Annotated in this window: 15 protein-coding genes and 1 pseudogene; 11 read left to right on the forward strand and 5 right to left on the reverse strand. The window is 71.3% G+C overall.

Annotated features, from left to right (window positions below; all coding sequences use genetic code 11):
- Positions 1-2: 2 nt before the first annotated feature.
- The 4 genes and pseudogenes from resB to Sri02f_RS36615 all read left to right on the forward strand — a co-directional run.
- Entirely contained in the window at positions 3-1,715 is a 1,713-nt protein-coding gene (resB, locus tag Sri02f_RS36600; protein ID WP_109005620.1) for a cytochrome c biogenesis protein ResB, read from the forward strand.
- Positions 1,712-2,818: a c-type cytochrome biogenesis protein CcsB gene (ccsB, locus tag Sri02f_RS36605; protein ID WP_109005621.1), complete on the forward strand. Its 1,107-nt coding sequence runs from the start codon at positions 1,712-1,714 to the stop codon at positions 2,816-2,818. Before resB ends, ccsB begins: the two co-directional genes overlap by 4 nt.
- Before the next feature lie 203 nt (positions 2,819-3,021).
- Positions 3,022-3,267, forward strand: a complete 246-nt coding sequence (locus Sri02f_RS36610) for a hypothetical protein (protein ID WP_109005622.1) — start codon at positions 3,022-3,024, stop codon at positions 3,265-3,267.
- Positions 3,268-3,367: 100 nt separating this feature from the next.
- A pseudogene (locus Sri02f_RS36615) lies at positions 3,368-3,598 on the forward strand (MerR family transcriptional regulator); the annotation flags it as partial.
- Here the strand turns inward: Sri02f_RS36615 and Sri02f_RS36620 are convergent.
- The gene (locus tag Sri02f_RS36620) at positions 3,537-4,322 is read right to left on the reverse strand and encodes a CDP-alcohol phosphatidyltransferase family protein (protein ID WP_109005623.1); all 786 of its coding nucleotides are present in this window, start codon (positions 4,320-4,322) and stop codon (positions 3,537-3,539) included. The pseudogene Sri02f_RS36615 and the gene Sri02f_RS36620 overlap by 62 nt on opposite strands.
- 157 nt (positions 4,323-4,479) lie before the next feature.
- Here Sri02f_RS36620 and Sri02f_RS36625 point away from each other — a divergent pair, with 157 nt between their 5' ends.
- Positions 4,480-4,938 (forward strand): nucleoside deaminase, encoded by a 459-nt coding sequence (locus tag Sri02f_RS36625; RefSeq protein ID WP_109005624.1) that lies wholly within the window; start codon positions 4,480-4,482, stop codon positions 4,936-4,938.
- 59 nt (positions 4,939-4,997) lie between these two features.
- Here the strand turns inward: Sri02f_RS36625 and Sri02f_RS36630 are convergent, their stop codons facing one another.
- Entirely contained in the window at positions 4,998-5,387 is a 390-nt protein-coding gene (locus Sri02f_RS36630; RefSeq protein WP_109005625.1) for a hypothetical protein, read from the reverse strand.
- A 250-nt stretch (positions 5,388-5,637) separates the two neighbouring features.
- Between Sri02f_RS36630 and Sri02f_RS36635 the strand changes: the two genes are divergently transcribed.
- Positions 5,638-7,014 carry a tetratricopeptide repeat protein gene (locus tag Sri02f_RS36635; RefSeq protein WP_109005626.1) on the forward strand — a complete coding sequence of 459 codons (1,377 nt, stop codon included), beginning with the start codon at positions 5,638-5,640 and terminating at the stop codon, positions 7,012-7,014.
- A 106-nt stretch (positions 7,015-7,120) separates the two neighbouring features.
- Here the strand turns inward: Sri02f_RS36635 and Sri02f_RS36640 are convergent, their stop codons facing one another.
- Both Sri02f_RS36640 and Sri02f_RS43925 read right to left on the reverse strand, forming a co-directional pair.
- The gene (locus Sri02f_RS36640; protein WP_109005627.1) at positions 7,121-7,885 is read right to left on the reverse strand and encodes a dienelactone hydrolase family protein; all 765 of its coding nucleotides are present in this window, start codon (positions 7,883-7,885) and stop codon (positions 7,121-7,123) included.
- Positions 7,886-8,084: 199 nt separating this feature from the next.
- Positions 8,085-8,672 (reverse strand): DUF7848 domain-containing protein, encoded by a 588-nt coding sequence (locus Sri02f_RS43925; RefSeq protein WP_109005628.1) that lies wholly within the window; start codon positions 8,670-8,672, stop codon positions 8,085-8,087.
- A gap of 125 nt (positions 8,673-8,797) precedes the next feature.
- On the opposite strand from Sri02f_RS43925, the gene Sri02f_RS42125 reads away from it, so the two are divergent.
- From Sri02f_RS42125 to Sri02f_RS36665, 3 genes are read left to right on the forward strand one after another with little or no spacing between them, the layout of a single operon-like run.
- Positions 8,798-9,715, forward strand: coding sequence for a helix-turn-helix domain-containing protein (locus tag Sri02f_RS42125; protein WP_159106848.1), 918 nt, complete (start codon positions 8,798-8,800; stop codon positions 9,713-9,715).
- Complete coding sequence (locus Sri02f_RS43325) at positions 9,672-9,794, forward strand: DUF397 domain-containing protein (protein ID WP_245970959.1); 123 nt, start codon at positions 9,672-9,674, stop codon at positions 9,792-9,794. The genes Sri02f_RS42125 and Sri02f_RS43325 overlap by 44 nt, the downstream gene beginning before the upstream one ends.
- Positions 9,791-9,988, forward strand: coding sequence for a DUF397 domain-containing protein (locus Sri02f_RS36665; RefSeq protein WP_109005631.1), 198 nt, complete (start codon positions 9,791-9,793; stop codon positions 9,986-9,988). The genes Sri02f_RS43325 and Sri02f_RS36665 overlap by 4 nt, the downstream gene beginning before the upstream one ends.
- Here the strand turns inward: Sri02f_RS36665 and Sri02f_RS36670 are convergent.
- On the reverse strand, positions 9,975-10,373 hold the full coding sequence (locus Sri02f_RS36670; protein WP_109005632.1) for a PLD nuclease N-terminal domain-containing protein: 399 nt from the start codon (positions 10,371-10,373) through the stop codon (positions 9,975-9,977). The genes Sri02f_RS36665 and Sri02f_RS36670 overlap by 14 nt on opposite strands.
- A 168-nt stretch (positions 10,374-10,541) precedes the next feature.
- On the opposite strand from Sri02f_RS36670, the gene Sri02f_RS36675 reads away from it, so the two are divergent.
- Entirely contained in the window at positions 10,542-11,999 is a 1,458-nt protein-coding gene (locus tag Sri02f_RS36675) for a menaquinone biosynthesis decarboxylase (RefSeq protein ID WP_109005633.1), read from the forward strand.
- Positions 11,996-12,901: a menaquinone biosynthesis prenyltransferase MqnP gene (gene mqnP, locus Sri02f_RS36680; protein WP_109005634.1), complete on the forward strand. Its 906-nt coding sequence runs from the start codon at positions 11,996-11,998 to the stop codon at positions 12,899-12,901. The genes Sri02f_RS36675 and mqnP overlap by 4 nt, the downstream gene beginning before the upstream one ends.
- Positions 12,902-12,961: the final 60 nt, after the last annotated feature.

The following is a 12,961-nucleotide window of genomic DNA, read 5'->3' on the forward strand; positions in this document are numbered from 1 at the left end:
CCATGAGCAAGACCACGCCCGGCGTGCCGACCGAGGCCGCCGTCTCCGACGAGCAGGAACTCGGAGCTGCCGGATCCCAGCTGTCGACGGCCCCCACCGACACCCTCGCCAACACCCCCGGCCTGGGCGTGATCGGCTGGACCCGCTGGTTCTGGCGGCAGCTCACCTCCATGCGGGTCGCGCTGCTGCTCCTGCTGCTGCTGGCGCTCGGCGCGATCCCCGGCTCGCTCATCCCGCAGTCCGGCACCGACGAGACCAAGGTCGCCGACTTCCGCGAGGCCCACGGGACGCTCGCTCCCGTCTACGACAAGCTCGGCCTCTTCCACGTCTACAGCTCGGTGTGGTTCTCCGCGGTCTACATCCTGCTGTTCGTCTCCCTCATCGGCTGCATCGTGCCCCGCACCTGGCAGTTCGTCGGCCAGCTGCGCGGCCGCCCGCCGCGCGCACCGGGGCGTCTGACCCGGCTGCCCGCCTACACCACCTGGCGCACCGAGGCCGAGCCCGAGCAGGTCCGTGAGGCCGCGCTCGCCCTGCTGAAGAAGCGCCGGTTCCGCGCCCACATCGCCGGGGACGCCGTCGCCGCCGAGAAGGGCTACGCCCGCGAGGTCGGCAACCTCGCCTTCCACATCGCGCTGATCGTGATGCTGGTCGCCTTCGCCTGGGGCCAGCTCTTCAAGGCCGAGGGCAACAAGCTGGTCGTCGAGGGCCAGGGGTTCTCCAACACCCTCACCCAGTACAACGACTTCAAGTCCGGCAGCCTCTTCAGCACCGACGACCTGAACCCGTTCAGCTTCACCCTGGACAAGTTCACCGGCACGTACGAGACCTCGGGCCCCAACACGGGCACCCCGCGCACCTACCAGGCCGCCCTCACCTACAGCGTGGGCGCCTACGGCAAGGGCGAGAAGACCGTCGTCAAGGTCAACCACCCGCTGGAGATCGCCGACTCGAAGGTCTACCTCACCGCCCACGGCTACGCGCCCGTGATCACCGTCCGCGACGGCAGGGGCCAGGTCGTCTACAGCGACGCCGTGCCGCTGCTGCCGCTCGACTCCAACGTCACCTCCACCGGCGTCGTCAAGGTCCCCGACGGCTACCGCGACGCCAAGGGCGTCAGGGAGCAGCTCGGCATCTCGGCGTTCTTCCTGCCGACCTACACCAAGGGCATGGAGACGGCCTCGACGTTCCCGGCGCTCGGCAACCCCGTGCTCAACCTGACGCCGTACCACGGCGACCTCGGCGTCGACGCGGGCATCCCGCAGAGCGTGTACCAGCTCGACAAGACCCATCTGAAGGGGTTCAAGGACGCCAAGGGCGCGCAGCTGAGGGAGAACCTCAGGCCCGGCGAGACCATGACCCTGCCCGGCGGGGCCGGCACGGTCACCTACGAGGGCACCAAGCAGTGGGCGAACTTCCAGGTCACCCAGCAGCCCGCGAGCGGCTGGGCGCTGACCGGCGCCCTCACCGCCATCTTCGGACTGGCCGGCTCCCTGTTCATCCAGCGCCGCCGGGTCTGGGTGCGTGCGGTGAAGGGCCCCGACGGCGTGACCGTCGTCGAGATGGCCGGTCTCGGACGCAGCGAGTCCGCCAAGGTGCCCGAGGAACTCGGCGACCTCGCCGGGATCCTGTACGACCAGGCCCCCGGGGCGTCCGGCCCCGGTCCCTCGGATTCCCCCGACCCCCAAGCCGTACCTGCCGAAGGGGCTGAGAAATGACTCTCGCCGCCGCAACCGAGCTGGCCACCGCCACCAACGAGCATCTCGCGAGCATCAGCAACACGCTGATCTACTCCTCCATGGCCGTCTACACCCTGGCCTTCTTCGCGTACATCGCCGAATGGCTCTTCGGCAGCCGCAGCAAGGTCGGCCGCACCGCTGCCGCGCTCACCGCCGAGGCGAAAGCCGGCGGCAAGGGCGCGGGCCCGGCCGTCACCGTCAAGCAGAACGGCGGGACGGCCGTCCTGGAGCGTCCGCAGGTCGTCGTGCGCTCCACCGCCGGGACGCGTGACGTGCCCGACGGGCCGGGCGCGCACGGCGGCGACGAGCAGGGCGACATGTACGGCCGGATCGCCATCTCGCTCACGGTGCTCGCGTTCCTGGTCGAGCTGGCCGGCGTGGCCGCCCGCGCGGCCTCGGTGCAGCGTGCGCCGTGGGGCAACATGTACGAGTTCAACATCACCTTCTCCACGGTGGCCGTCGGCGTGTACCTCGGGCTGCTGGCGCTGCGCAAGAACGTCCGCTGGCTCGGGCTGTTCCTGATCACCACGGTCCTGCTGGACCTCGGCCTCGCGGTGACGGTCCTTTACACGGCGAGCGACCAGCTCGTCCCCGCCCTGCACTCGTACTGGCTGTACATCCACGTCTCCACCGCGATCTTCTGCGGCGCGGTGTTCTACGTCGGCGCGGTCGCCACGATCCTGTACCTGTTCAAGGACGCCTACGAGAACAAGCTCGCGACCGGCGGCAAGCCGGGCAGGTTCGCCAACTCGGTCCTGGACCGGCTGCCCGCCTCCGCCTCCCTCGACAAGTTCGCCTACCGCGTCAACGCGGCCGTCTTCCCCCTGTGGACGTTCACGATCATCGCGGGCGCGATCTGGGCGGGCGACGCCTGGGGCCGCTACTGGGGCTGGGACCCCAAGGAGACCTGGTCGTTCATCACCTGGGTCGCCTACGCCTGCTACCTGCACGCCCGCGCCACCGCCGGCTGGAAGGGCCGCAAGGCCGCCTACCTGGCCCTGATCGCCTTCGGCTGCTGGCTGTTCAACTACTACGGCGTCAACATCTTCGTCACCGGCAAGCACTCGTACGCGGGCGTCTGACCCGGACACCCCTCAAGACCACGCGCCACCGAAGGCCGGTCCCCGACCCCCGAAACCGGGCCCCGGGAACCGGCCTTCGCCGTGAGCGCGTCGGGTCGCGTTCCCCGCAGGAACCGGTCGGCGAGGAGGGGGTCGGAACGGGGTCCTGCGTCGCAAGGGGATCAACAGCGGGGAGAGGAGGGCTCCTTGCTACAGTGCGCGGCATGTCGAACCGTTCGAAGCGCACCTTGGCGTCCGGGGCCAGAGGGGCCGTGATGCTCACCGCCCTCGGCGCGTACTGGATGAGCCAGGGCGCTTCGCCGGCCGGGATGGCCCCATGGGCTCTCGCCTTCACCGCGCTCTTCACCGGGATCACGTGCTACACGTGGTGGTACTACGGCGATTCTCCGAAAGCCCTTGCCCTGCAGGCGAAAACGGAAGCGAAGAAGACCCAGCGCCTCGGACAGTGACGCCCGGCCCTCCGGTGCCGTGGTCGGCTGCCTCCGGTGGTGGTGATGGACGCGAGTCCAGGCTTCGCCAGGGGCGTCGTCAGGCATCGCTGTGAGCATCGGCCACTATCTGTTCGCCCAGATCCGGCCGGTGCTCGCCGAGTTGCGCCGCGAGGGCGGCAGCGAGGCGGAGCTGCGGTCCTCGCTGGCGGCACGCGCGGAGACGCTGACGGCCCGCAGCCGCGCGATGCTCGCGGGAGCGGGCCGTCTGCACGCCTACCTGGACTTCGTCAGCGCAGCCGGGACGACGACAGGATCGACAGCAGGTGGGCCGGGACCATCAGCCAGGTGATGACCGCGATCGCGGCCAGCGCCCAGCGGGTCGGGTCCACGGAGTGGGTGGCCGCGTCGGCGAACGCCACGACGAGGAGGACCAGGGACGCCTCGATGCCGTTGGTCACCCGGTGGATCTTGAACGCGGCGGCGAGCCGGCGCACCGACGCGACGCCCTGCGAGCGCGGCGCGGCGGCCTCGTCGTCGGCCACGGCGAGGCCGCGCCGGGCCCGGGCCACGTCCACCAGGTCGGTCGACGCCTTCAGCAGTACGACGCCCAGCGCGGTCGCCAGCCCGAGGGACACCCAGCCGTTGAACCCCGCCCAGCCGCCGAGCCCGGACTCGGCGGCGCGGAAGCCGAAGCCGGTCATCAGCGCCGCGTCGGCGAGATACGCGCCGAGCCGGTCGACGTAGATGCCGGACGCGCTGTTCTGGCCCTTCCAGCGGGCGACCTCGCCGTCCACGCAGTCGAAGAGCAGGAAGAGCTGCATGAGGAGGGCGGCCAGCACGGCCCCGGCCAGGCCCGGGATCAGCAGCGCGGCCCCGGACAGCACCCCGCACACCACCATCGTCCAGGTCAGCTGGTCCGGGGTGACCCGGGTGCGCACCAACTGGCGGGTGAACCGCAGGGAGATCCGGCGCATGTACAGCCGGCCCGCCCAGTGTTCGCCGTTGCGGCTCGCCAGCTTGGCCTGCGGCTGGCAGACCTCCCGCAGCTCCTCCAGTACCGGAGCAGCAACCATGAACGTTCCTCCCACGAGCCCACGATGATCGGGCCAGGCTACCGACCGCCCAAGTGGCCGCCGCGGCGGGGCGGTTCGGGCCTGCCTCAAGGAGAGCGCGCGCCCCGATCGGGTGGTCCGCATTGCCCCGCGCCGTCCGTCGCACCAGCATGAGGTCATGGACCTTCTGGATCAGGCGACGGCACGGACCTGGCTGGCCACCGCCGTCGCCGAGGCGCGGGCCGGACTCGCCGAGGGCGGCATCCCGATCGGCGCGGCCCTGTACGGCGCGGACGGCACGCTCCTGGGCCGCGGCCACAACCGGCGCGTCCAGGACGACGACCCCTCCACGCACGCGGAGACGGCCGCGTTCCGCGCGGCGGGCCGGCAGCGCTCGTACCGCGGCACGACGATGGTCACGACGCTCTCCCCGTGCTGGTACTGCTCCGGCCTGGTGCGTCAGTTCGGCATCTCCCGGGTGGTCGTCGGGGAGGCGGCCACCTTCCACGGCGGCCACGACTGGCTGGCCGAGCACGGCGTGGAGATCGTGCTGCTGGACGACGCCGAGTGCGCCGCGATGATGCGCGAGTTCATCGAGCGGAACCCCGCACTGTGGAACGAGGACATCGGCGTCTGACCCGCCGCCGTCCCGGAACCTTGTGGCGCGGACCCTCCCGGACGGCGGGGGCAGGCTCCTCACCGCTGAGCGAGCTGGACCGCGGGGTGCGTGGCGTCGCCGGCGAGCACGGCGTCGACGGTCTGGGCGAAATCGAGGAGTTTGTCGGCGCTCAGCCCTGCGGCCGTGTGCAACGGCCCCTCCGAGGCGACCAGCCACGCCTGGTAGTCGCGCAGGAACCCCCGGAACTGCGCGACCCGCCCGTCGTCGGTCAGATAGTCGTCGGCGCACACGTCCGAGAGGCCGTTGGCCTGCCGTCCGATCGACCTCAGCCAGAACGCCTGCCATTCGCGCAGCCACGGCACCGCGCGGTACGCGGGATTCGCCTCGACGTACATCGCCGCCAACGCCATGAACGTCTCCTGCTGGACGTCGTGCGCGTGCGCCCAGTGCTCGCGGAACCTGAACATCGACCAGCTCAAGGGGTGTCCGCCTCTCCGTGTCCAGGTCGGCCCTGCGGACCGGTCCGTTCACGGTAGCCCGCCGGGCCGCACGGTTTCCGCGGATTTCCGACCCGCCCGCACCCACGCGGCACGCGGCACGCGGCCGCAGCGAAATGCCGGGTTCCTCCGAGGCCGCGAGTGGGCCGGAGAATCCCTCTCGGGGGCTCGGGTGTTCGACTAGGGTGGGCCGCCTTCGCAGTCGGCAAGGGGGGACTCGATGGCTTCGTCGAACGGCGGCTGGCAGTCGCGGGTGCGCGAGCTCTACTGGGAAGGCGTGGAGGCCCGCACGCAGGCTCAGCGAGCCGACGGCGCGGAGAGCCGTCGCCTCGTTCTGCGATCGCTGGACCTGCACGACCGGGCGGCAGGGATCCTGCGCGCGGAGCTGGACGCCCGCCAGGACGAACCGCAGCTCAACGAACAGCTCGCGTCGCTGCTGTACTCCCTGGGCTCCTCGCAGACCGGAGCGGACCTGATCGACGAGGCCCTGTCGTCGCTCGACGAGAGCGAGAGCCGCTACCAGCGATCCGGGCTCACACCGCCGGCCCTGGCGACCAGGATCGGCGATGTCCGTGCCCGCCGGGCCGTGGCCCACTCCGTCGCCGGGCACGCGGCTTCCGCGCTCACCGACGCCGACGGGGCCGTGGAGGCGTACGCGGGAGCCGGGTTGCAGACGGCGGGGCCTCCCCTGTCGCTGGACTTCGCCCGGGTGCTCAGCCTGGTCGCGGTCGTTCAGGCGCAGCACGGTGATCCGGACCAGGCCCTGTACTGCGCCGGACAGGCCCTGAGCCGGTACCAGGACGCTCTCGACACCGTGGCCGCCGACCCCGGCGCGCACGCCGGGTACGCCGTCGACATGGCGGCGGAGGTCGCCTCCCGGATCGAAGCCGCCCATGCCGGCTGGGACCACGCTCTGGCCGTGGACGGCTTCAAGCTGAGCATGGCCGAGCAGGGCTGGGGCGACCTCGCGGGCGCGCTGGCCCGCACCGGCGTGCACCTGCGCGCCGCGGGCCGCCCGGCCGAGGCGGAGCCGCTGCTCGCCCGGGCGGCCTCCCTCGATCCGGCCGCCGTGCCGGCCGAGGAGCGCATCCTGGCCGACGGCGTGCCGGTCACGCTCGGCGAGGCGGTGCTGCGGGCGGGGGCGGCCCTGGGCGAGCCCGTCGAGGCCCTGCACCGTGCGCTCGCCTCCGGCGAGTCCGCCTCGGTGACCGGCCGGTTGCCGTATCCGGAGGCGGCTCCTCCGTATGCCCGACGTCTGGGCCGGCTGGCAGCCGATCTGCGGGAGTCGGAGGGCGACCCGGATGTCGCCTGGCGGCTCGCGCTGGAGAGCCACCTGTTGTACTCCACCGCCTTTCGGCACCTCGTCGGGGATCCGCGAATCTGGCTGCGGGAGCACGGCGAGGGGTGGGCGCAGACCGGGATCACCACCCTGCATCTGGCCCTTTCACGGGGGAGCGAAGCGGCCCACGACGACCTGTGCCGCCCGCTGGCAGCGCTGGCCGCGGGCCTGGAGGAACTGGCGGAGGCCGGCCACCCCGTCGCCGCGGCCGCGGAGCTCGCGCGGATGACGGACGGCAGCGGCATGACGGCGGGGTGACCCCCTGGGCCCAGGGGGCGTCCCGGCCCCGGCGTCTCCGGTGCGGCGACCTGCCGGTCCCGCCTGGCGGCTGCGTCTGCTGCCCGCCAGGCGGTCCGGTGTCACGTCAGGACTTCAGGTGCCGGGTGAAGAACCGGGCCGCCGCCTCGCCCGCGTACTGCGGTACGCCGGTGTGGCCGCCCATGTTGGCGTTCAGCGTCTTCTCCTTGGAGCCGAAGGCGTCGAACAGGTCCAGGGCCGCCTGCCGGTCGTTGCCCTCGTCGTCCCACTGCAACAGGACGTGCAGCGGGACGGTGACCCGCCCGGCCTCCTCGAACATGGCCCGGGGCACGTAACTCCCGGCGAACAGAGCGGCGGCCGCGATGCGCGGCTCGACGACCGCCAGCCGTACGCCGATGGAGATCACTCCTCCCGAGAACCCGACCGGGCCGTCGATCCCGGGCAGTGACAGGAGGGCGTCCAGGGCGGCCTGCCATTCCGGGACCGCCTTGTCGACCAGCGGCAGGACGAGCCGGTCGACGATGTCGTCGGAGACCGACTCGCCGGCCTTCAGCACCCGGTGCAGGTCGGCGCGGGCCTGTTCGGCGGCGGCGGAACGGGGCCGGTCACCGCTGCCGGGGAGCTCGACGGTGGCCGAGGCGAAGCCCTCCGCCGCGGAGTGCCGGGCCCGGGCCGCCAGTCGGGGGCGCATCCTGTCCAGCCCGCCGGGGTGGCCGAGCAGGATCAGAGGCACCGGCGCGGATGCGGACGCGGATGCCGGTGCGGAAGCGGGCGCGGGCGCGGGCGTCCAGAGGATGCCGGGGATGTCGCCGAGGGTGAAATCGCGTTCGAGGACGCCGTCGTCGAGACGCTGTTCAGACGTGAACTGCATGGTCGTGCCTTTCGGGAGGGCTCTGGAACGGCGCTCCCGGACGACCTATCGCCCGACCGTGACCCCGGAGGAGAGCACCCATGTCGTTGCTGTGTTCACGGGTACCACCTCCTCGTTCTCTCGCACGGCCTCCGGAAAGGTAGCAGCGGCCGCCGTGGTCCGCCACGGGTTTTCGCGCGGGCTCCGCCGGGTGGCCCGATCACCGTGAGCTGAGCACCGCGTAGTCGGCGACGGTACGGCGGTAGCGTGCGTGCCCGGTCTCCCGGGTGTGCCCCTGCTGCCACTCCTCCGCCTCGGCCGGGCGCTGCCGTGCCCCGGACCCGGCCCGGCACTCGGTGCACGACGTCTCGTACTCGGCCCCGGCCGAGACGTCTGGCACGAGCGCGTACTCGCGCAGCCCCAACAGGGGTGCGTGGTAACGGCGTTGGTGGCGGCGCAGCAGGACGTCCGCGTCGGTCTCGGCGCTGCCGTCGTGCCGGGCGCGGGCGTCGTCGCGCAGGGCGGCCAGATCGGCGCAGGCCGCGCAGTCCCGGACGGGGGCGGGGGAGAGGGGCTCCGACGCGCCCTGGAACGAGCGGGAGTTGGCGGCGCGGACGGCCGCGCTGAGGCGTTCGCCGGGGGTGGCCGCACGCAGCGACTCCGGGCGGGCCTCCCACTCCCGACCCCCGCCGAGCGGCCGCAGCAGCGCGTACGGGCCCGCCGTGCCCTGGTACTCGCCGACGTTGTCCGAGGCGGGGTCGTAGACGACCGTTCCCGTTTCGAACTGGTTCTCGGTGCTTTCGGTCATGCCCGTCCGTGCCCTCTCCGTACCGACTTCGTGACTCTGGGTGTGTCGAGCGTCGCGCCCGGGCACGGTGCGTATCAATGTCCGGCGCGTGCCAGTGGACGCCTGTCACAGAGGGGACGACGACCATGACGACCAACGCCGCCCTGTTCGGCGAGCTGCTGCGCCACTTCCGGGAGGGGGCCCTGCTCACGCAGGACGCGCTGGCGAAGGCGATCCCGTGCGATCGGTCGTTGGTGGCGCGGGTGGAGGCGGGGACACGGGTCCCGCAGGAGCCGTTCGCGAAGAAGTGCGACGAAGTGCTGGGCACGGGCGGGGCGTTGGGGCGGTTGTGGGGGCGGGTGGACTGGTATCCGCAGGTGGAGCATCCGGACTGGTTCGAGCGCAGGGCAAGGATGGACGCGGAGGCGGTCTCCCTGCGGGCGTATCAGACGCACGTCATGCCGGGCCTGCTGCAAACCCCTGACTACGCGGCGGCATTGTTCGCACGGCGTCTTCCGCAAGGCGACGACGTGGAGGACCGTGTCCGGGCCAGGCTCAGCCGCCAGCAGCGCTTCTACGCCGAGGGCGGACCGTACTACTTCGCGGTGCTGGACGAGACCTGCCTGCGCCACGTCGTGGGAGGGCGTGAGGTCATGCGTGAACAGTGCGCGCATCTCCTGAGAGTGGGAGCGCTCGCCAACATCCGCATCCAGGTGGTCCCGTTGAGTCGCCCGGAGATCGACCGGCCCGACACCTCGCTGTCGTTGATCAGGCTTCCCGACGGACACGAGTGGGTCTACTCCGAGTCACTGGACCGAGGTCACTTCAGCGACGATCCAGCGGCCTTCCTGGCTCACAGCCATACCTATGATGTGCTCAGGGCCGACGCACTGTCAGCCCCCGAATCCGTCGCTCTGATCAGCGACGTGATGGAAGGGTACGAGCATCATGAGCCAGTCCGAACCGAGCGCGGTCACCTGGATCAAGAGCAGCTACAGCGGCGCCAACGGCGGCGACTGCATCGAAGTCAGCCCCGATTTCCCCGCCGTCGTCCCCGTCCGTGACAGCAAGGTGGTCGACGGTCCAGTGATCGTCGTCGCGCGGAGCGCCTGGGCCGCGTTCGTGGCGGGCCTGTCGGCATGAGCGGCGGGACGCTCAGTGCGACGACCTGGATCAAGAGCAGCTACAGCGGCGAGAACGGCGGCAACTGCATCGAAGTCGCCCCCGGGTTCGTTTCCGTCGTCCCCGTCCGTGACAGCAAGGTGGCGGACGGCCCGGTGATCGTGGTCGCGCGGAGCGCCTGGGCCGCGTTCGTGGACGCCGTCAGCCTTCCGTAGGGTCCTCGCCGGCCTCGCGGCGCTTCAGCTCGTCCTCGCGGCGGCGCAGGTCGGCCTCCCAGTCCTTGAGGAGCTTCTCCTCGTTCCTGGCCGTCTCGTTCTCCAGGGACTTCAGGAACTCGGGGTTGTCGTCCGGGGCCACCCACTCGGCGCGCCGGGCGCGGGGCGACTCGGCCGCCGTGCCGCCGCCCGCGAGCGCGTGGCGGGCCCGGCCGGCCACCAGCCAGGCGACCGGGCCGACGAGCACCTCGCCGAAGAGCAGGATGACGATGACCCAGACCACCTTCGGAAGCCCGCGCACCTCCTCCTCGGGAGTGTTCAGGCAGTCGATGAAGGCGTAGATCCACAGCGCCAGGACCAGCAGGAACGGCAGATACCTGAGCATGGCGGCGGGTTCTCCCAGAACGCGGCGAGGGGGCGGGGGCGGGCCCCGGTGACGGGGTCAGGGTAGCGGGTGGCCGCTGTGCCGTTCCGGGGGACGACCCCCGGACCCCCGGCAGAAAGACAGGGGCGGGCGTCGGGGGAGAGCGAGCCCTCGGCGATACTGGGACACATGGCTTACGACGATCTTCGTTCCCTGCTCAGGGCACTGGAACGCGAAGGCGACCTCAAGCGCGTCAAGGCCGAGGTCGATCCGTATCTGGAGGTCGGGGAGATCGTCGACCGGGTCCAGAAGTCCGGGGGCCCCGCGCTGCTCTTCGAGAACGTGAAGGGCTCCAGCATGCCCCTCGCGATGAACGTCTTCGGCACCGACCGGCGGCTCCTGAAGGCCCTCGGGCTCAAGTCGTACGCCGAGATCAGCGACAAGATCGGCGGGCTGCTGCGGCCGGAGCTGCCGCAGGGCTTCGTGGGCGTGCGCGAGGCGTTCGGCAAGCTCGGCGCGATGACGCACGTCCCGCCGAAGAAGGTGAAGGCCCAGGACGCCCCCGTCCAGGAGGTCGTCCTGCACGGCGACGACGTCGACCTCGACGCCCTGCCCGCCCTCTTCACCTGGCCGCAGGACGGCGGCTCCTTCTTCAACCTGGGCCTCACCCACACCAAGGACCCCGAGAGCGGCATCCGCAACCTCGGCCTCTACCGCCTCCAGCGCCACGACAAGCGCACGATCGGCATGCACTGGCAGATCCACAAGGACAGCCGCAACCACTACCAGGTGGCCGCGCGCAAGGGCGAGAAACTGCCCGTGGCGATCGCCTTCGGCTGCCCGCCCGCCGTCACCTACGCCTCCACCGCCCCGCTGCCCGGCGACATCGACGAGTACCTGTTCGCCGGGTTCCTCGCCGGCAAGCGGATCGAGATGGTCGACTGCAAGACGGTGCCGTTGCAGGTGCCGGCGCAGGCGGAGGTCGTGATCGAGGGCTGGCTGGAGCCGGGCGAGATGCTCCCGGAGGGCCCCTTCGGCGACCACACCGGCTTCTACACCCCGCAGGAGCCCTTCCCCGCCCTGACGATCGACTGCGTGACGATGCGGAAGCGGCCACTGCTCCAGTCGATCGTGGTCGGGCGCCCGCCGACGGAGGACGGACCCCTGGGGCGGGCCACGGAGCGGTTCTTCCTGCCGCTGCTGAAGATCATCGTCCCGGACATCGTGGACTACCACCTGCCCGAGGCCGGCGGCTTCCACAACTGTGCGATCGTCTCGATCGACAAGAAGTACCCCAAGCACGCGCAGAAGGTCATGCACGCGGTCTGGGGGGCGCACATGATGTCGCTGACCAAGCTGATCGTGGTCGTCGACTCCGACTGCGACGTCCACGACCTGCACGAGGTCGCCTGGCGGGCGCTCGGCAACACCGACTACGCCCGCGACCTGTCGATCGTCGAAGGCCCCGTCGACCACCTGGACCACGCCTCCTACCAGCAGTTCTGGGGCGGCAAGGCGGGCATCGACGCGACGCGGAAGTGGCCCGAGGAGGGGTACACGCGGGACGGCGGCTGGCCGGAGATGGTCCTGCCCGACCCGGAGACGGCGGCGAAGGTCGACCGCCGCTGGAAGGAGTACGGACTGTGAGCTCCGCTTCCGCAGCGCTCCCGCAGCAACCGGGGCGCACCAAGGCCTTCCTGCGTCTGGTGATGATCGAGCACTCGGTGTTCGCGCTGCCCTTCGCCTACATCGCCGCCCTCACGGCGATGTTCGAGCTGGACGGGAACGTCCACTGGGGCAGACTGCTGCTGGTCACCGTCTGCATGGTGGGCCTGCGCACTTTCGCCATGGCGGTCAACCGGATCATCGACCGCGAGATCGACGCCCGCAACCCGCGCACCGCGCAGCGCGAGCTGGTGACGGGCGCGATGTCGGTGAAGCACGCCTGGACCGGCGCGCTGATCGCCGTCGCCGTGTTCCTCGGCTCGGCGGCGCTGCTCAACCCGCTCTGCCTGGCCCTGGCCCCCGTCGCGGTGATCCCGATGGTGGTCTACCCCTACGGCAAGCGGTTCACGAACTTCCCGCAGGCCATCCTGGGCCTGGCCCAGGCGATGGGCCCGATCGGCGGCTGGCTGGCGATCACCGGCGAGTGGTCCTGGGACGCGGTGATCCTGGGACTCGCGGTGGGCATCTGGATCGGCGGCTTCGACCTGATCTACGCCTGCCAGGACGTCGAGACCGACCGCGAGACCGGCGTCCTGTCCGTCCCGGCCCGCTTCGGCATCCCGGCGGCCATCCGGGGCGCGCGCGTCTGCCACGCCGTGACGACCGCGCTGCTCGTCTGGTACGCGCTGGCCACCGGCGCCGGCGCGTTCTTCTGGCTGGGGCTGCTCATCGTCGCGGGCGCGTTCGTGTACGAGCACTCCATCGTGCGCCCGCACGACCTGTCCCGCCTGAACAGGGCGTTCTTCTCGACGAACGGGTTCATCGGCATCAGCCTGTTCGCCTGCGCGCTCGTCGACCTGCTGGTGCGGGGTCTCACGGTGTAGTCCGGTCCTGAAGACCCCCGTGCTCACCGGTACGCTCAAGGTGTGAACGCAGGAGAAACG

This window comes from Streptomyces rishiriensis (assembly GCF_003112535.1).
In the GTDB taxonomy this organism is placed as follows: domain Bacteria; phylum Actinomycetota; class Actinomycetes; order Streptomycetales; family Streptomycetaceae; genus Streptomyces; species Streptomyces rishiriensis.

What these genes read in the sequence shown, in the direction of transcription:
- Sri02f_RS36665 (WP_109005631.1), top strand. Translation starts at nt 9,791, where the DNA reads ATGAGCGGCGGGACGCTCAGTGCGACGACCTGGATCAAGAGCAGCTAC.
- Sri02f_RS36640 (WP_109005627.1), bottom strand. Translation starts at nt 7,885, where the DNA reads ATGCAGTTCACGTCTGAACAGCGTCTCGACGACGGCGTCCTCGAACGC.
- Sri02f_RS36620 (WP_109005623.1), bottom strand. Translation starts at nt 4,322, where the DNA reads ATGGTTGCTGCTCCGGTACTGGAGGAGCTGCGGGAGGTCTGCCAGCCG.
- Sri02f_RS36635 (WP_109005626.1), top strand. Translation starts at nt 5,638, where the DNA reads ATGGCTTCGTCGAACGGCGGCTGGCAGTCGCGGGTGCGCGAGCTCTAC.
- Sri02f_RS36675 (WP_109005633.1), top strand. Translation starts at nt 10,542, where the DNA reads ATGGCTTACGACGATCTTCGTTCCCTGCTCAGGGCACTGGAACGCGAA.
- Sri02f_RS43925 (WP_109005628.1), bottom strand. Translation starts at nt 8,672, where the DNA reads ATGACCGAAAGCACCGAGAACCAGTTCGAAACGGGAACGGTCGTCTAC.
- resB (WP_109005620.1), top strand. Translation starts at nt 3, where the DNA reads ATGAGCAAGACCACGCCCGGCGTGCCGACCGAGGCCGCCGTCTCCGAC.
- Sri02f_RS36610 (WP_109005622.1), top strand. Translation starts at nt 3,022, where the DNA reads ATGTCGAACCGTTCGAAGCGCACCTTGGCGTCCGGGGCCAGAGGGGCC.
- Sri02f_RS36670 (WP_109005632.1), bottom strand. Translation starts at nt 10,373, where the DNA reads ATGCTCAGGTATCTGCCGTTCCTGCTGGTCCTGGCGCTGTGGATCTAC.
- ccsB (WP_109005621.1), top strand. Translation starts at nt 1,712, where the DNA reads ATGACTCTCGCCGCCGCAACCGAGCTGGCCACCGCCACCAACGAGCAT.
- Sri02f_RS36625 (WP_109005624.1), top strand. Translation starts at nt 4,480, where the DNA reads ATGGACCTTCTGGATCAGGCGACGGCACGGACCTGGCTGGCCACCGCC.
- Sri02f_RS42125 (WP_159106848.1), top strand. Translation starts at nt 8,798, where the DNA reads ATGACGACCAACGCCGCCCTGTTCGGCGAGCTGCTGCGCCACTTCCGG.
- Sri02f_RS36630 (WP_109005625.1), bottom strand. Translation starts at nt 5,387, where the DNA reads ATGTTCAGGTTCCGCGAGCACTGGGCGCACGCGCACGACGTCCAGCAG.